This is a genomic window from Mitsuaria sp. RG (assembly GCF_028369275.1).
Taxonomy (GTDB): Bacteria; Pseudomonadota; Gammaproteobacteria; order Pseudomonadales; family Pseudomonadaceae; genus Aquipseudomonas; species Aquipseudomonas peradeniyensis.
On record NZ_JAQMYQ010000025.1, the window covers coordinates 47,479 to 65,211 of the forward strand.

The following is a 17,733-nucleotide window of genomic DNA, read 5'->3' on the forward strand; positions in this document are numbered from 1 at the left end:
CGGCTTTTGTTTTTTACAGGATTTGTTCAAGAGGGCGAGTGACATGCAGATACAACCTGGTGTGTACCGGCATTACAAAGGCCCTGAATACCGCGTGTTCAGCGCGGCGCGCCATTCCGAGAGCGAAGAGTGGATGGTCTTCTACCAGTGCCTGTATGGTGACTACAGCTTCTGGGTCAGGCCACTTTCGATGTTCCAGGAGTCCGTCGAGGTTGACGGCGAGCAGGTGCCACGCTTTGCTTTGGTCAAGGCCGAAGAGGGGCTGGGCGAGCGGCTTGGCAAGGCGCACGAGTGATCGACCACGCTTGACCTCACTCTTTTGCCACTATATATAGCGGTGCCGCGTCCGGCACCTGACGCGTTTTTCATCTTCAGATTCAGGAATACTCCGATCCATGGGCAAATCGCTGGTCATTGTGGAATCCCCGGCCAAGGCCAAGACCATCAACAAGTACCTGGGCAGCCAGTACGTGGTGAAGTCGAGTATCGGCCACATCCGTGACCTTCCCACCAGCGGTTCCGCCAGTGCGAGCAAGGAACCGGCGGCCAAGCGCGGCAAGGCCGCGGCCGAGGCTCCGGCCTTGTCGCCGAAGGAAAAGGCACGCCGCACCCTGGTCGCGCGCATGGGCGTCGACCCGGAAGCAGGCTGGAAGGCCAAGTACGAGATCCTTCCCGGCAAGGAGAAGGTGATCGAGGAGCTGCGCCGCCTGGCCAAGGATGCCGACACCATCTATCTCGCAACCGACTTGGATCGCGAGGGGGAAGCCATTGCCTGGCACCTGCGCGAAGCCATCGGTGGTGACGACAGCCGCTACAAGCGCGTGGTGTTCAACGAGATCACCAAAAAGGCTATCCAGGAAGCCTTCTCCCAGCCGGGCGAGCTCGATATCGACCGGGTCAACGCCCAGCAGGCGCGGCGCTTCCTCGACCGCGTGGTCGGCTACATGGTCTCGCCGCTGTTGTGGGCCAAGATCGCCCGTGGCCTGTCCGCCGGCCGCGTGCAGTCGGTGGCGGTGAAGCTGGTGGTCGAGCGTGAGCGCGAGATCCGCGCGTTCAACCCGGAAGAGTACTGGGAAGTCCACGCCGACCTGGGCACCGCCAAGAACGCCAAGGTGCGTTTCGAGGTGGCCCGCGAGAAGGGCGAGGCCTTCAAGCCGCTCAACGAAGCCCAGGCCATGGCCGCGCTGGAGAAGCTCAAGGCCTCCAGCTACAGCGTGAGCAAGCGCGAGGACCGGCCGACCAGCAGCAAGCCTTCGGCCCCGTTCATCACTTCCACCCTGCAGCAGGCCGCCAGCAACCGCCTGGGCTTCGGGGTGAAGAAGACCATGATGATGGCCCAGCGTCTGTACGAAGCCGGCTACATCACCTACATGCGTACCGACTCGACCAACCTGTCGACCGACGCCGTCGAGATGGCGCGCAGCTACATCGAGAAAGAATTCGGCAAGCAGTACCTGCCCGCCGCGCCGATCGTCTATGGCAGCAAGGAAGGCGCCCAGGAGGCGCACGAGGCGATTCGCCCGTCGGACGTGACAACCCATCCGACCAAGCTCAGCGGCATGGAGCGTGACGCCGAGCGCCTGTACGAGCTGATCTGGCGCCAGTTCCTGGCCTGCCAGATGCCGCCGGCGCAATACCTGTCCACCAGCGTCACCGTGGTGGCCGGCGAGTTCGAGCTGCGTGCCAAGGGCCGCATCCTCAAGTTCGACGGTTACACCCGTGTCCTGCCGCAGCAGAGCAAGCCGGGCGAGGACGACGTGCTGCCGGAAATGGCCCAGGGTGAGGCGCTCAAGCTGATCCAGCTCGACCCCAGCCAGCACTTCACCAAGCCGCCGGCGCGCTTCACCGAAGCCAGCCTGGTCAAGGAAATGGAAAAGCGCGGCATCGGCCGTCCGTCGACCTACGCGGCGATTATCTCGACCATCCAGGATCGCGGTTATGTAACGCTGCACAACCGCCGGTTCTACTCCGAGAAGATGGGCGACATCGTCACCGAGCGCCTGTCCGAGAGCTTCGCCAACCTGATGGACTACGGCTTCACCGCCGGCATGGAAGAAAACCTCGACGACGTGGCCCAGGGCGAGCGTGACTGGAAGAACGTCCTCGACGAGTTCTATGGCGATTTCAGCAAGAAGCTGCAGACGGCCGAGTCCAGCGAGCACGGCATGCGCGCCAACCAGCCGACCCTGACCAACATCGCCTGCAAGGAATGCGGCCGGCCGATGATGATCCGTACCGCCTCCACCGGCGTGTTCCTCGGCTGCTCGGGTTACAGCCTGCCGCCGAAAGAGCGCTGCAAGGCCACGGTCAACCTGGTGCCGGGCGACGAGATCGCCGCCGACGACGAGGGCGAATCCGAGTCGCTGGTGCTGCGCGGCAAGCACCGCTGCCCGATCTGCTCGACGGCGATGGACGCCTACCTGCTCGACGAGAAGCGCAAGCTGCACATCTGTGGCAACAACCCGGACTGCGCCGGCTACGAGATCGAGGAAGGCAGCTACCGCATCAAGGGCTACGAAGGCCCGAGCCTGGAGTGCGACAAGTGCGGCAGCGAGATGCAGCTCAAGACTGGCCGTTTCGGCAAGTTCTTCGGTTGCACCAACGCCGCCTGCAAGAACACCCGCAAGCTGCTCAAGAGCGGCGAGGCGGCGCCGCCGAAGATGGACAAGGTGGACATGCCGGAGCTCAAGTGCGAGAAGGTCGACGACACCTACGTGCTGCGCGACGGTGCCTCGGGCCTGTTCCTGGCTGCCAGCCAGTTCCCGAAAAACCGCGAAACCCGCGCGCCGCTGGTGCTGGAGATCGTCCCGCACAAGCACGAGATCGATCCGAAGTACCACTTCCTCTGCGAAGCGCCGCAGAAGGACCCGGACGGTCGCCCGACGGTGATTCGCTACAGCCGCAAGACCAAGGAGCAGTACGTGCAATCCGAAGTCGACGGCAAGCCGACCGGCTGGAAGGCGTTCTACGACGGCAAGGCGTGGAAGGTCGAAGACAAGCGCTGATCTGAGTCTCAGGCTCATCGCGGGGCAAGCCCGCTCCCACGAAACTGTTGCGTGTTCGTGGGAGCGGGCTTGCCCCGCGATCGTTTGTGCTTGCGGTAAAGTCGGCCAATCCCGGAAACTGGGGTATCGCCTTGCAGCCTTCAGGAGTCAGTCGAAATGGCCCAGGAACTCTACACCCGCACCAACCAGAAGCTGTTCTTCGCCGGCCTTGCCCTGGAATCCATGGCCAAGGCCGCCGACAGCCAGGCCATGAACGCCCAGGGCTTGCTTCAGTCCGAGCGCGAATCGGCGCTGTTCCACCTGTATGGCGCGCTGCTGGGGCTGTGTCACGAGATCGCCGGCTTCTACCGTCTGCCCCAGGCCTCGACGTCACGGGCCGAACTGCTGTTCAGTGACGAGGTGCTGCAGAGCGTGGCGATCCCGGAAATGGCCGAGCTACTTGAGCTGGCTCGCCAGCCGGAAACCTGGCTGGCGCGCCTGCTGGCCGCTTATGCCGATTTGTTCCGACCGCCGGTCGCGAAGAAAACCGTGAAGGGCGACGTCACCCAGCCGCTGATCCAGGCCGTCAATCTGGACGAGCCCGAGCCGGCCGAGCTATCCCGGGAGGAGCTTGAAGCCTGGCGACAGAACCTGAAAAGCCTGGTGAGACGATTCCGCGAAGCGCTGAGTGAGTGCTGACCGCCGCCATGGCTGGTACACTGATGGCCTTTCGTGAAAAGCAGGCCCTTTATGTCAACGTCCTTTCTAGAAATTGTCGAGTTGCCTGATGGCCGGATCGAGCTGCGCCGTGCCGAGGATGAAGGCTCCCTGGTGACCTTGGATTTCTCCGAGGATGCCAAGGCATTCCTGCAAGGACAGCATGTGGAAGTGGCCAAGGCCATGCTCAGTGTCGGCGTGCAGATGGCCGGCCGCCTCGTCGAGGGTGAGCTTGAGCGTGAAGAAGGGCCGCGCGTCCTTCACTGAGGCAGGTTACAGGCTCAGGGTTTCAAGTGTTTGACAGGCAAAGCCTGAACATCAGCCGAGGCGGATGTTCAGGCTTTGTGCGTTTCCGCTGGCGGCGGCGCGCTGAAGCTGTTGCCGGGCGCTGCCGTTGAGGGTGCCCAGCCAGCTGACCACGGTATGGCTGTGGCCCAGGCGCAAGGCTTCGCAGGCCAGTTGCAGGGCAGTCTGTTTGCCACCAGGTTGCAGCAGCAGGATGCGTTCACGGTTCAGGCCGGCATCGCGCAGCCAGGCCTGGGTGAGGCTGCCCGGCGGGGCGATGAGCGTCAGCCAGCGGCTGTCGTCTTCTTCGCTGAGTTCGCGCAGGATCGGCGCCAGCAGGCTCTGGCAATGCCCGGGCGCGCCGCGCAGGGCCAGTTCGCTGAACAGCTCTGGCTGGCTGCTCTTGCGCGCCACCGGGGCGGGCTTGAGGCCTGGCAGCACCGGTTGGGCGAGAAAGGCCTCGAACAGCGGCAGCTGGGCTTGCTGGGGTGCATGGGTGAACGGCTGCATGACGCCTCCTGGTTCAGCGGCGCAGGACGCCGACGCTCAAGCCCTCGATCACCAGTTCCTGTTCCTTCAGGTCAACTTCGATGGGGGCGAATTCGGGGTTTTCGGCGAGCAGCCAGACCTTGCTGCCTTCGCGCTTGAAGCGCTTGACGGTCACTTCGTCGCCGATGCGGGCCACCACCACCTGGCCATTGCGGGCTTCGCGGGTGGTGTGCACGGCCAGCAGGTCGCCGTCGAAGATGCCGATGTCCTTCATGCTCATGCCGTGCACGCGCAGCAGATAGTCGGCACGGGGATGGAAGAAGGCCGGGTTGATGTTGCAGGATTCCTCGATGTGCTGCTCGGCGAGGATCGGCGCGCCGGCGGCGACCCGGCCGATGATGGGCAGGCCGCTGTCCTCGTGCTTTGGCTCAAGGCCGGGAATGCGGATGCCGCGGGAAGCGCCAGGAGTCATCTCGATGGCGCCCTTGCGGGCCAGGGCCTTCAGGTGTTCCTCGGCGGCGTTGGGCGACTTGAAGCCCAGCTCCTGGGCGATCTCGGCGCGGGTCGGCGGAAAGCCGTTGTCTTCGAGGCAGCGCTTGATGAAGGCCAGAATCTCGGCTTGGCGTGGCGTCAGTTTCAGCATGGGCGAGGGCTCTGTCTTTTTATACAGTGACTGGAATTATATACAGTGGCTCGCGGCCTGCAACCCACCCGGACCAAGAAAGATCGAAACGCCGACGCATCTTGTCGCTTGCAGCCTGACTCTTGGCGCTTTTAAATGGCGACCGACCGGTCACCCAGCCTTGACATCGGCAGGCCTGAAACGTATGTTTCAAACAACTGTTTGTCAGGCGGAGTAGTCATGGCCCAATCGGAAACCGTTGAACGCATCCTCGATGCGGCGGAGCAGCTGTTCGCGGAGCGTGGGTTCGCGGAAACCTCATTGCGGCTGATCACCAGCAAGGCCGGGGTCAACCTGGCGGCGGTGAACTACCATTTCGGTTCGAAGAAGGCCCTGATCCAGGCGGTGTTCTCGCGCTTCCTGGGGCCGTTCTGCGCAAGCCTGGAGCGCGAGCTGGAGCGCCGCCAGGCGCGTCCCGAGCAGAAGGCCTCGCTCGAGGAACTGCTGGAGATGCTGGTGGAGCAGGCCCTGGCCGTGCAGCCGCGCAGCAACAACGACCTGTCGATCTTCATGCGCCTGCTGGGCCTGGCTTTCAGCCAGAGCCAGGGGCACCTGCGGCGTTATCTGGAAGACATGTACGGCAAGGTGTTCCGCCGCTACATGCTGCTGGTCAACGAGGCCGCGCCACGCATCCCGCCGCTGGAGCTGTTCTGGCGCGTGCACTTCATGCTCGGCGCCGCGGCGTTCAGCATGTCGGGGATCAAGGCCCTGCGGGCCATCGCCGAGACCGATTTCGGCATCAACACCTCGATCGAGCAGGTCATGCGCCTGATGGTGCCGTTCCTGGCCGCCGGCATGCGCGCCGACAGCGGCGTCACCGACGAGGCCATGGCCACGGCGCAGCTGCGTCCGCGCAGCAAGTCCGCCACCCCCGCCAAGGCCTGAGTACTGGGCGGGGCAGGGCGCTTGCGCTAAGCTAGCGCGCATGCCTGACCTTGTCTCCCGCCGCATTTTCCGCCAGCACGGCCGCTTCGCCACTGAACCATCGGGCACTTCGTTGTCCGATGTTTGCGTGCGCCTGCGCCACGGCCAAGCGCCCCTGGACCTCCCATGAAGGATTCCCTATGACTGCCAGCCTGCAAGGCTCCCTGATGGTGGATATCGCCGGTAAATGGCTGACCGCCGAAGACCGCCATCTGCTGCGCCAGCCCGAAGTGGCCGGCCTGATCATCTTCGCCCGCAACATCGACAGCCCGCGCCAGGTGCGCGAGCTGTGCGCGTCGATCCGTGCCATCCGCCCCGAGCTGATCCTCGCCGTGGACCAGGAAGGCGGGCGGGTCCAGCGCCTGCGCCAGGGCTTCGTGCGCCTGCCGGCCATGCGTGCGATCGCCGACAACACCAATGCCGAGTACCTGGCCGAGCAGTGCGGCTGGCTGATGGCCACCGAGGTGCTGGCGGTGGGCCTGGACCTGAGCTTCGCCCCGGTGCTGGACCTCGATCACCAGCGCAGCGCCGTGGTCGGCAGCCGCGCCTTTGAAGGCAATCCGCAGCGTGCCACCGAGCTGGCCGGTGCGTTCATCCGCGGCATGAACGCCGCGGGCATGGCCGCCTGCGGCAAGCATTTCCCCGGCCACGGCTGGGCCGAAGCCGACTCCCATGTGGCGATCCCGGTCGACGAACGCAGCCTCGAGCAGCTGCGCGCTGCCGACCTGGTGCCGTTCAGCCAGCTGGGTGGCCAGTTGGCGGCGGTGATGCCGGCCCATGTGATCTATCCGCAGGTCGACAACCAGCCGGCCGGCTTCTCCCGGCGCTGGCTGCAGGACATCCTGCGCGGCGAGCTGGGCTTCGACGGGGTGATCTTCAGCGACGACCTGTCCATGGCCGGCGCCCATGTGGTGGGCGATGCCGCCAGTCGTATCGAGGCGGCCCTGAGCGCCGGCTGCGACATGGGCCTGGTGTGCAACGACCGGGCGGCCGCGGAGCTGGCGTTGAGCGCGGCGCAGCGGATGAAGGTCAAGCCGTCGCCACGGATCGCGCGGATGCGCGGGCAGGGTTTTGCGCGTACCGATTACCGTCAGCAGCCGCGTTGGCTGGAGGCGTTGGGGGCGTTGAAGGAAGCCCAGCTGGTCGACTGACCGCGTTGGCTTCTTCGCGGGTAAACCCGCTCCCACAGGTTCGGCGTCACCCTCAAGGAATACGCCGATCCTGTGGGAGCGGGTTTACCCGCGAAGAGGCCAGCACGGGAAAAGCCTGGCTTAACGCCCGCGCTTACCCGGCAACGGTGCGAACAGCGCCTCGATCTCGTCATCGCCCAGCCGCCATTGCCCGGCCTGCCCGCCATCGAGCAGCCCGGCCGCCAGCGCCGCCTTCTCCTGCTGCAACTGCTGGATCTTCTCCTCCACCGTCCCCCGGGTGATCAGCTTGAACACGAACACCGGCTTGTCCTGGCCGATGCGGTAGGCGCGGTCGGTGGCCTGGTTCTCGCTGGCCGGGTTCCACCACGGGTCGTAGTGGATCACCGTGTCGGCGGCGGTCAGGTTCAGCCCGGTGCCACCGGCCTTGAGGCTGATCAGGAACACCTCGCTGTCGCCGTTCTGGAACTGCTGCACCGGCGCGCGGCGGTCGCGGGTGTCGCCGGTCAGCAGGCTGTAGCGGATGCCGCGCTTTTCCAGCTCGAACTCGATCAGTGCCAGCATCGAGGTGAACTGCGAGAACAGCAGCACCTTGCGCCCCTCGCTGAGCAGCTCCTCGAGCATCTCCAGCAGGCTGCCCAGCTTGCCCTTGTCGGCGAACGTGCCCTTGGCCTCGGTGCCCTTGACCAGGCGCAGGTCGCAGCATACCTGGCGCAGCTTGAGCAGGGCATCGAGGATGACGATCTGGCTGCGGGCGGCGCCGTTGCGGGCGATTTCGTCGCGGACCTTCTTGTCCATCGCCACCCGCACCGCCTCGTAGGTGTCGCGCTGGGCGTCGCTGAGCTCGACCCAGTGGATCATCTCGGTCTTGGCCGGCAGCTCGGTGGCCACCTGCTCCTTGGTGCGGCGCAGCAGGAACGGGCGGATACGGCTGGCCAGGTGGCCCATGCGCTCGGCGTCGCCGTGGCGCTCGATCGGGGTGCGGTAGTCCTGGGTGAAGCGCTTGCTCTCGCCCAGCCAGCCGGGCATCAGGAAGTGGAAGATCGACCACAGTTCGCCGAGGTTGTTCTCCATCGGCGTGCCGGTCAGGCACAGCCGCTGGTTGGCCTGCAGCTCGCGCACGGCCTGGGCGGCCTTGCTGGTGCTGCTCTTGATGTTCTGCGCCTCGTCCAGCACCAGCAGATGCCAGGGCTGGACCTTGAGGTGTTCCAGATCGCGAGGGACGAGGGCGTAGGTGGTCAGCACCAGGTCGTAGTCGGCCAGCTTGGCGAAGTGCTTGTTGCGGCTGGGGCCGTGCAGGGCCAGGACGCGCAGGTCGGGGGCGAAGCGCCGGGCCTCGTCGAGCCAGTTGGGCACCAGGCTGGTGGGCATCACCGCCAGCGCCGTGTGGGCCAGGCGCCCGGCTTCTTTCTCCAGCAGCAGGTGGGCCAGGGTCTGCAGGGTCTTGCCCAGGCCCATGTCGTCACCGAGGATGCCGCCGGTGCCCATTTCGCGCAGGGCCTGCAGCCAGTTCAGGCCTTGCTGCTGGTAGGGGCGCAGGGTGGCGTTCAGGCCCTTGGGCGGCACCACCTGCAGGTCGCGGGCGTCGCGCAGGCGCCGGCCCAGGTCGCGCACATGACTCCCTCCCTCCCACTGCAACGGCAGGTGGTCGATGTCGTTCAGGCGCGCGGCGTCGGCGCGCTCCAGGCGCAGGCTCGGGCCGCTGGCGTCGTTGTGCAGGTACAGCTCGCCCAGGGTGCCCATGACCGCCTTGATCCGCCCGTAGGGCAGGGCGACCCGCAGCGCCGGGCTGTCGTGGCGGGCGCGGTTGAGGTCGATCAGCAGGTGTTCGTCGTCACTGCGCCGTGCCAGTTCGCTGGGGCGCAGCAGCTCGGGGCTGGCGCGCAGCAGTTGCAGGACGATGGGCAGCAGGCTGTGGCGCTGGCCATCGACGACGATGCCCAGCTCCAGGTCGAACCACTCATGGCCCGGCGCTTCGTCGATGGTGGCGTACCAGTCGTCGACCTCGTGCAGGTTGAAGGCGAAGTCGCGGTGCACATCGATGGCCCAGCCGGCCTCGCGCAGGCGCGGCAGGCCCTCGCGGGCGAAGCGCAGCCAGGCTTCGTCGTCGGGCAGCTGGTACATCTCGCCAGCGCTGTCGGGCAGGGCCTTGCTTTGGCGGGTGGCGGGCTTGAAACCATGCTCGCGCAATACCTTGCGCAGGGCCTGCTCGGCCTGGGGCTGGCGACGGATGCGCTGGCTGGTGCTGCCCACCAGGCGGCTCAGCGGCTTGTCGTCACCGCCACTGGCGCGCAGGCCGTCGTAGTCGAATGCCAGCGCGGCGCGGTGCTGCATCTGCCTTTGCATGCGCCCGGTCTTGGGTGTGTAGGCGCTGAACTCGAGGCTGCCGAGGGTCAGGTGCGGGGTCGGCGCGATGTCGTCGAGCTGCTCCTGCTGCACGGTGGTGGGCGTCGGCAGGTGATGGTTGAGGGCGTTGAGCTTGTGGCTGAGGGGCACGATGAGGTGTTCCGGTACATCGGGAGCAAGGGACAGCTGCAGGGCAGTGTGCGGATCCAGGTCGTGGGAAACGCTGCCGACCTCATGGGTGTCGAGGTCGAAGTAGTACAGCGGCACCAGCGGCAGCACGCAATTGAGCGGTTCCTCGCCGTTGTACCACATGCCCCTGTAGTCGCCGTTGCCCAGGCGTACCCAGCGGAAGTCCGCCTGACGAGGCGCGCCCTGGGTCAGCAGGGGCAGGTCTTCGATGAACATCAGGCGCCCGGTGTCCAGCGCCCGCTGCAGCAACTCGCCGCCCTCGAGCCCCTTGAGCGCATAGCCGCGCTCGTGGCCGTAGGGCGCGGTCTGCGCCGAGAGCTGGCGAAGGATGCGCAGGTCCTCTTCCTTGACGAACTTCGGGGGCTCGTAGAGCAGTTCGTACAGCGACTGGATGCGGCTGTAGCGAATGCCGTGCTCTTCGCGGGTGCCCTTGCGCACACGCAATGCGCAACTGCTGTGGTCGTCGTTGAGCGCCAGCTGGTAGCAGACCATGCGGCCCCGTTTGTCTTCGGCGTCGCCCTGTCGGGATGTGGGCGGCTCCAGCCCCTGCAGCCAGTGCTGCAGGTGATGGGGCAACTGGTCGCCGTTGGCCGCGCCGTGTCCGTGGCTGTTGGCCAGGGTATAGAGCGCTGCGGCGCAGTGCTTGCAGTTGGTGCCCACCGGACAGGAGCAGTCGCCGCGCACATGGCATTGCCCGGAGGGGCCGGCAGTGATGATGATCCGCTGGCGGTAGATGTTGCCGCCGCTGCCGTGGCAGGTGGACTCGATGCGCGAGTCGCCGTGGGACTGGATCTGCACCAGGCCCTGTTCGGCGTAGCGTTCGCCACGTTGCAGGGTGGCCGCGGAAAAATCGCGCTTCCAGCTCGGATTCTCGGCTGCCAGCTTCTGCACATCGGCGTTCACGGTTTCACTGCTCCATCATTTCCGGATCCGGCAGCGGGATCTTGCGCATGCCGGCCGGCGAGACCTTGAGCAGCAGCGCCAGGTGCCCGCCATCGAGGAAGGTCAGCTGGCCGGCCTTCATGTTGCTGTTGCTCTGCTTGAACTGCTCGCTGCGCAGCACACTGCCGTTGGCGTCGAGCTGGTTGACCCAGAGGCTGGCGTCGACGGCGATGAAGCGGCCTTCCTTGATGGTCAGGTTGCCTTCGATGGGGAAGTGGCCGAACTGCTCGTCACCGGCGCTCACGGCGACGGCATCGCCGTCCTGCTGCCAGGCCCTGTGCAGAAGCACGGTGTAGTCGGCGGTGGCCTGCAGGCGGGTGACTTCGTCACCCAGGCCGGTCGGGCGCTCGGCGCCTTTTTCCAGGCGTGGCGCGCCGGCGCTCCAGTCTTCCGGGGCGAATGGGCTGGTGATCGCCGGCACGGCGTTCTGCCGCACCAGGATCATTTCCACCTGGTAGGGTCCTGCGGCGAAGGCAGCCGGCGCGAGCAGGGCCAGCAGCAGGGTCAGGCAACGGATGGCACGCATGAAGCTTCCTTATGGATTCTGTGGAGTGAGGCGCTCGAACAGCGCTTCCAGGGTGTTGAAACGTTCTTCGGGGCGTTCCATCGGCACCAGGAAGCGGAACTGGGTCGCGCCTTCGAACTTGTAGCGTTTGGGCTGGCCCTGGATCAGCTTGATCAGGGTCAGCGGGTCGACCGGTGTCTCGGCCTCGAACTCGAGCTTGCCGCCGTTGGGGCCGGCGTCGACTTTCTTGATGCCGAGCTTTTCCGCCTGCAGCTTGAGCAGGGTCAGGCGCATCAGGTTCTTGGTCGGCTCCGGCAGCAGGCCGAAGCGGTCGATCATTTCCACCTGCAGGTCCTTGAGGCCCTCTTCGTCGGCCGCCGAGGCGATGCGCTTGTAGAGGATCAGGCGCGCATGCACGTCGGGCAGGTAGTCCTCGGGGATCAGCGCCGGCAGGCGCAGGTTGATCTCCGGGCCGCCGCCGAGCGGCTGCTCGAGGTTCGGCTGGGCGCCCTTGCGGATGGCCTTGACCGCGCGCTCGAGCATTTCCATGTACAGGGTGAAGCCGACCGCCTGGATCTGCCCGCTCTGGCCTTCGCCGAGCAGCTCGCCGGCACCACGGATCTCCAGGTCGTTGGTGGCCAGGACAAAGCCGGCGCCCAGGTCCTGGGTGTTGGCGATGGCCTCCAGGCGCTTTTCGGCATCGGCGCTGATCTGCTGGCGCGGTGGCGTCAGCAGGTAGGCGTAGGCCTGGTGGTGGCTACGGCCGACCCGGCCGCGCAGCTGGTGCAGCTGGGCCAGGCCGAACTTGTCGGCGCGCTCGATGACGATGGTGTTGGCGCTGGGCACGTCGATGCCGGTCTCGATGATGGTCGAGGCGATCAGCACGTTGAAGCGCTTGTGGTAGAAGTCGCTCATCACCTGTTCGAGTTCGCGCTCGCGCATCTGCCCGTGGCCGATGCCGATGCGCGCCTCGGGCACCAGTTCGGCCAGTTCCGCAGCGCACTTCTCGATGGTCTTGACGTCGTTGTGCAGGTAGTACACCTGGCCGCCGCGCAGCAGTTCGCGCAGCAGCGCTTCCTTGATCGTGCTCTTGTTCTGCTCCATGACGAAGGTGCGCACCGACAGGCGCCTGGCCGGCGGGGTGGCGATGATCGACAGGTCGCGCATGCCCGACACCGCCATGTTCAGCGTCCGTGGAATGGGCGTTGCGGTCAGGGTGAGGATGTCCACCTCGCTGCGCAGGGCCTTGAGCTGCTCTTTCTGGCGCACGCCGAAGCGGTGTTCCTCGTCGATGATGGCCAGGCCCAGGTCCTTGAAGCGCACATCGTCCTGCAACAGCTTGTGGGTGCCGATGAGGATGTCGATCTTGCCCTCGGCCAGGTCCGCCGCGGCGCTGGCGACTTCCTTGGCCGACTTGAAGCGGCTCATCACCTCGACCTTCACCGGCCAGTCGGCGAAGCGGTCGCGGAAGCTGTTGTAGTGCTGCTGGGCGAGCAGGGTGGTGGGTACCAGCAATGCGACCTGGCGTCCGCCGTGCACGGCGATGAAGGCGGCGCGCATGGCCACCTCGGTCTTGCCGAAGCCGACGTCGCCACAGACCAGGCGATCCATGGGCTGGCCGGCGAGCATGTCGGCGCGTACCGCCTCGATGGCGGCCTGCTGGTCGGGGGTTTCCTCGAACGGGAAGCCGGCGCTGAAGGTGGCGTAGTCGGCGGCCGGGTCGGCGAAGGCGTAGCCTTTGCGCGCGGCGCGGCGGGCGTAGATGTCGAGCAATTCGGCGGCGACGTCGCGCACCTGTTCGGCAGCCTTGCGCTTGGCTTTCTGCCAGGCTTCGGAGCCCAGCCGGTGCAGCGGCGCCAGGGCGTCGTCGCTGCCGGTGTAGCGGGCGATCAGGTGCAGGTTGGCCACCGGCACGTAGAGCTTGGCGCCCTCGGCGTATTCGAGGGTGAGGAACTCGGCGGCCTGGCCGTCGATTTCCAGGGTTGCCAGGCCCAGGTAGCGGCCCACGCCGTGGTCGATGTGCACCACCGGGGCGCCTTCGCGCAGCTCGGTGAGGTTCTTGATCACCGCGTCGTTGGCCGCCTCGCCGCGTTTCTCGCGGCGCCGGCGCTGCATCACGCGCTGGCCGAACAGCGGGCTTTCGGCGACCAGGGCCAGGCTGGGGTCGTCCAGCAGCAGGCCGTCGTCCAGCGGCGCGATGGTGATCGCCAGGCGTTCGCCGCCGCTGACGAAGTCGGCCCAGCCGTCGACGGTGTGGGGGCGCAGCTTCAGGCGTTCGAGCAGCTCCAGCAGCACTTCGCGCCGGCCCGCCGATTCCGCCGTGAACAGCACGCGGCCGGGGAACTGGTCGAGGAAGTTCGACAGCTCCGCCAGCGGCTGGTTGGCCTTGGCCTCGATCGCCAGGTTGGGCAGGGCGCGGGCCGGGAAGCGCTCGCGGCCAACGCCGGGCTCGACGTCGTCGGCACCGATCACCACCCGTGGCCATTGCTTGAGGCGGGCGAAGCAGTCCTCCACCGGCATGAACAGCTCCGCCGGCGGCAGCAGTGGCCGGCTGAGGTCGCCGCGGCGCTCTTCATAGCGCCCGCGCACGTCGTTCCAGAAGTGCTCGGCGGCCTGCTCCACGCCCGGCAGGGAGAACACCTGGGTGTCGGCCGGCAGGTAGTCGAACAGGGTGGCGGTCTCTTCGAAGAACAGCGGCAGGTAGTACTCGATACCGGCGGGAATGATGCCGCTGGTGAGGTCCTGGAAGATCGCGCTGCGGCGGAAGTCCACGTCGAAGCGTTCGCGGAAGCGCGCCTTGAAGCGCGTAACCTCGTCCTTCTGCATGGGGAACTCGCGCGCCGGCAACAGGCGGATCGAGTCGACCTTGTCGATCGAGCGCTGCGACTCCGGGTCGAAGGTGCGCAGGGTCTCGATCTCGTCGTCGAACAGGTCGATGCGGTACGGCTGCTTGCTGCCCATGGGGAACAGGTCGATCAGCGCGCCGCGCACGGCGAACTCGCCATGCTCGTAGACCGTGTCGACGCAGCGGTAGCCGCTGGCCTCCAGGCGCGTGCGCATCTGCTCGACGTCGATCTTCTGGCCGACGTCCAGCACCAGGCTGCTGCCCAGCAGGAAGCGCGTGGGGGCCAGGCGGTGCAGGGCAGTGGTGATCGGCACGACGAGGATGCCGTGGTCCAGCTCCGGCAGCCGGTAGAGGCTGGCGATGCGCTGGGAGATGATGTCCTGGTGCGGCGAGAACAGGTCGTAGGGCAGGGTTTCCCAATCAGGGAACGGCAGCACCGGCAGCGCCGGCGCGAAGAAGCGCAGCTCCTGCTCGAGGCGGTCGGCCGCCTGGCTGTCGGCGGTCAGCAGCAAGGTGAAGCGACCGGCGGTACTGGCCGCCTCGGCGATGGCCAGGCTCAAGGCGGCGCCGGGCAGGTTGCCCCAGGTTTGTTTGCCGGCCGTGGCCGACATTTGCGGTAGGCGCAGAACTGACACGGGAGATCGGACTCCAAGCGTTGCGGCAAAGAGGTCGATTGTACCGGTGACGGGGCTCGCTGTCAGGCTCGCGAGGGCATGACGACGGGGTCTGGCGTCGGCGACAGGCGCTCATTGCCCGATACGCCGAGGGGCGTCATAATGTAGCCCCTTTTTTGTTCCCCTACATGTGGAAGGTTACCGTGACTCAGAAGCCCGACCAGTGTCTTGGTGAGTGGATCGATCGTGAAGCCCTGGCTGAAGCGATGATCCCGCTTATCGGTCAGCTCTACCGCAACAACAACGTGGTGAGCTCGATCTATGGCCGCAGCCTGATCAACCGTTCGGTTATCTCGATCCTCAAAGCCCACCGCTTTGCCCGTCACCGTCAGACCGACGAGACCGAGCTGTCCGTCCACGAGACGTTCCCCCTGCTCAAGGCCATGAGCGAGCTGAAGCTGGGCGCCGCCTCGGTGGACCTGGGCAAGCTGGCCAACAAGTTCAAGGTCGAAGGCAACGGCCGCAGCGCCGAGCAGTTCGTCCGTGACGAACTGGCCGACGTCGTGGGTCAGCAGAACGCTTCCGCACGCAAGGGCACCGACGTCGTCCTGTACGGTTTCGGCCGTATCGGCCGCCTGCTGGCGCGCATCCTCATCGAGAAGACCGGTGGCGGCGACGGCCTGCGCCTGCGCGCCATCGTCGTGCGCAAGGGCGCCGAGAACGACCTGGTCAAGCGCGCCAGCCTGCTGCGCCGCGACTCGGTGCACGGTCCGTTCGACGGCACCATCGTCATCGATGAAGCCAACAACACCATCACCGCCAATGGCAACCTGATCCAGGTGATCTACGCCAAGAGCCCGAGCGAAGTCGACTACACCCAGTACGGCATCCACGATGCGCTGATCGTCGACAACACCGGCGTATGGCGTGACGCCGACGGCCTCGGCCAGCACCTGGCCTGCCCGGGCGCCGCCCGCGTGATCCTCACCGCACCTGGCAAGGGCGCGCTGAAGAACATCGTGCACGGCATCAACCACGGCGACATCAGCGCCGACGACAAGATCATCTCGGCGGCGTCCTGCACCACCAACGCCATCGTGCCGGTGCTCAAGGCCATCAACGACCAGTACGGCATCGTCAACGGCCACGTCGAAACCGTTCACTCGTTCACCAACGACCAGAACCTGATCGACAACTTCCACAAGGGCAGCCGTCGTGGCCGCGCCGCGCCGCTGAACATGGTCATCACCGAGACCGGTGCCGCCACCGCCGCCGCCAAGGCACTGCCAGTGCTCAAGGGCAAGCTGACCGGCAACGCCATTCGTGTGCCGACGCCGAACGTGTCGATGGCCATTCTCAACCTGAACCTCGAGAAGGCCACCAACCGCGAAGAGCTGAACGAGTACCTGCGCCAGACCGCCATGCACTCGGAGCTGCACAAGCAGATCGACTACGTCAGCTCCCAGGAAGTGGTATCGACCGACTTCGTTGGTTCGCGCCACGCCGGTGTGGTCGACGCCGAGGCGACCATCTGCAACGACAACCGCGTTGTCCTGTACGTGTGGTACGACAACGAGTTCGGTTACAGCTGCCAGGTGGTACGCGTGATGGAAGACATGGCCGGTGTGAACCCGCCAGCGTTTCCACGCTGATCCGCTTGTAATGCGTTGAGAAAACGGGAACCTTCGGGTTCCCGTTTTTTTTGCTCCCCGCATCAGCGCGGTCTCTTTGTAGGAGCGGCCTTGTGCCGCGAAAGGGCTGCGTAGCAGCCCCGGCAATTGTGGCAGTGACGCTGAAAACCTGGGGCCGCCTTGCGGCCCTTTCGCGGCACAAGGCCGCTCCTGCAAAGAGACCGCTCAACCGAGAGATCCATATTGCGCACAGTTCTTCTGTTCTGCCTGTTGTTGCTGTCAGCCTGCAATCAAGACCCCACCCTCGAGCGCTTCGGCGGCCCGACCATGGGCAGCAGCTACAGCATCCAGTACGTGCGCCAACCCGACGGCCCGGCGCCCGAGCAGGTCCAGGCCGAGGTCGAGGCCATCCTCCAGGCCATCGACGCCCGCTACTCCACCTACCGCGGCGACTCCACCGTCAGCCGTTTCAACCAGCTTGCGGCCAACCAGTGCCTGCCCATCGACGCCGACCTGTTCGAGCTGGCCAGCTTCGGCCAGCACTTGGCCGAGCAGAGCCAAGGCGCCTTCGATCTCACCGTCGAGCCGCTGCTCGACCTCTGGGGCTTCGGCCCCCAGGCCCGCGAGATGCAGGTGCCCGACCCGCAGACGCTGGCCCGAGCGCGTGAGCGCGTGGGCTACCGGCACCTGCGCATCGAGGGTGACGCCCTGTGCAAGGACGCTCCCATCGAGCTGGATTTCAACAGTATCGCCGCCGGCCACGCCGTCGACCTGATCGCCAAGCGCCTGCGCGCCATGGGCATCGAGGCGTTTCTCGCCGAAGCCACTGGCGAGCTCAAGGCCGTGGGCCGCAAACCCGATGGCAGTGCCTGGCGGGTGGCCCTGGAGCTGCCGCGCGAGGACCGCCAGATCGCCCGCCAGGTCATCGGCGTGGAGGACATGGCCGTGTCGACCTCGGGTGACTATCGGCATTATTTCGAGGACAATGGCCGGCGCTATTCGCACACCTTCGATGCCCGTCTCGGGCGCCCGGTCGAGCACGACCTGGCGGCGGTGACGGTGCTCGACGCCTCGGCGCTGCAGGCCGACGGCTACTCGACCCTGCTGCTGATCCTCGGGCCGCAGCAAGGCTGGGATTTCGCCATCGCCCACGGCATCGCCGCGGTGCTGGTGACCAGAGTCGAGGGTGGTTTCGTCTCCCGTTCCACGCCGGCCTTCGAGCGGGTGGTGAAAGGCGAGTGAAAGGCAAGCCACGGATGATCAATGCCAGGGAAACGGTGAAACGACATGTAGTGCAGGCAATAATGGCCTACGACGCGACCAAGGGTTAATGTGCGCGGCGTTCACGCTTGATTAGACTGCACCCGAATTTTCTCATGGCGCCCCGGCGACATGATCGCGCCCCGCGGCCATCCGGCCGGCGGGCCAGTTC

Annotated in this window: 13 protein-coding genes; 8 read left to right on the top strand and 5 right to left on the bottom strand. The window is 66.1% G+C overall.

Annotated elements, in window-relative coordinates; all coding sequences use genetic code 11:
* Positions 1 to 43: 43 nt before the first annotated feature.
* The 4 genes from POF53_RS15305 (at position 44) to POF53_RS15320 (ending at position 3,968) form a co-directional block, all read left to right on the top strand.
* The gene (locus POF53_RS15305; RefSeq protein WP_050704830.1) at positions 44 to 295 is read left to right on the top strand and encodes a DUF1653 domain-containing protein; all 252 of its coding nucleotides are present in this window, start codon (positions 44 to 46) and stop codon (positions 293 to 295) included.
* A gap of 100 nt (positions 296 to 395) precedes the next feature.
* Positions 396 to 3,005, top strand: a complete 2,610-nt coding sequence (gene topA, locus POF53_RS15310) for a type I DNA topoisomerase (protein WP_254463442.1) — start codon at positions 396 to 398, stop codon at positions 3,003 to 3,005.
* Between the two features lie 156 nt (positions 3,006 to 3,161).
* Positions 3,162 to 3,683: a DUF6586 family protein gene (locus POF53_RS15315; protein WP_498968353.1), complete on the top strand. Its 522-nt coding sequence runs from the start codon at positions 3,162 to 3,164 to the stop codon at positions 3,681 to 3,683.
* 51 nt (positions 3,684 to 3,734) lie between these two features.
* Entirely contained in the window at positions 3,735 to 3,968 is a 234-nt protein-coding gene (locus POF53_RS15320; RefSeq protein ID WP_203647457.1) for a hypothetical protein, read from the top strand.
* Positions 3,969 to 4,019: 51 nt separating this feature from the next.
* Here POF53_RS15320 and sulA read toward each other — a convergent pair whose 3' ends face one another.
* On the bottom strand, positions 4,020 to 4,496 hold the full coding sequence (gene sulA / locus POF53_RS15325; protein ID WP_203647456.1) for an SOS-induced cell division inhibitor SulA: 477 nt from the start codon (positions 4,494 to 4,496) through the stop codon (positions 4,020 to 4,022).
* A 13-nt stretch (positions 4,497 to 4,509) separates the two neighbouring features.
* The gene (gene lexA / locus POF53_RS15330) at positions 4,510 to 5,118 is read right to left on the bottom strand and encodes a transcriptional repressor LexA (protein WP_234561506.1); all 609 of its coding nucleotides are present in this window, start codon (positions 5,116 to 5,118) and stop codon (positions 4,510 to 4,512) included.
* A 219-nt stretch (positions 5,119 to 5,337) separates the two neighbouring features.
* On the opposite strand from lexA, the gene POF53_RS15335 reads away from it, so the two are divergent.
* Positions 5,338 to 6,042, top strand: a complete 705-nt coding sequence (locus POF53_RS15335) for a TetR/AcrR family transcriptional regulator (protein WP_203647455.1) — start codon at positions 5,338 to 5,340, stop codon at positions 6,040 to 6,042.
* A gap of 179 nt (positions 6,043 to 6,221) precedes the next feature.
* Complete coding sequence (gene nagZ, locus POF53_RS15340; protein ID WP_498968356.1) at positions 6,222 to 7,232, top strand: beta-N-acetylhexosaminidase; 1,011 nt, start codon at positions 6,222 to 6,224, stop codon at positions 7,230 to 7,232.
* Between the two features lie 120 nt (positions 7,233 to 7,352).
* Here nagZ and POF53_RS15345 read toward each other — a convergent pair whose 3' ends face one another.
* The 3 genes from POF53_RS15345 to mfd are packed head-to-tail and all read right to left on the bottom strand — an operon-like array spanning position 7,353 to position 14,691.
* On the bottom strand, positions 7,353 to 10,667 hold the full coding sequence (locus tag POF53_RS15345) for a DEAD/DEAH box helicase (protein WP_498968358.1): 3,315 nt from the start codon (positions 10,665 to 10,667) through the stop codon (positions 7,353 to 7,355).
* Between the two features lie 4 nt (positions 10,668 to 10,671).
* Entirely contained in the window at positions 10,672 to 11,232 is a 561-nt protein-coding gene (locus POF53_RS15350; protein WP_203647454.1) for a CsiV family protein, read from the bottom strand.
* A gap of 9 nt (positions 11,233 to 11,241) precedes the next feature.
* Entirely contained in the window at positions 11,242 to 14,691 is a 3,450-nt protein-coding gene (mfd, locus tag POF53_RS15355) for a transcription-repair coupling factor (protein ID WP_232856048.1), read from the bottom strand.
* A gap of 182 nt (positions 14,692 to 14,873) precedes the next feature.
* On the opposite strand from mfd, the gene POF53_RS15360 reads away from it, so the two are divergent.
* Positions 14,874 to 16,322, top strand: a complete 1,449-nt coding sequence (locus POF53_RS15360) for a glyceraldehyde-3-phosphate dehydrogenase (RefSeq protein ID WP_498968360.1) — start codon at positions 14,874 to 14,876, stop codon at positions 16,320 to 16,322.
* Positions 16,323 to 16,544: 222 nt separating this feature from the next.
* Positions 16,545 to 17,543, top strand: coding sequence for an FAD:protein FMN transferase (locus POF53_RS15365; protein ID WP_498968362.1), 999 nt, complete (start codon positions 16,545 to 16,547; stop codon positions 17,541 to 17,543).
* Positions 17,544 to 17,733: the final 190 nt, after the last annotated feature.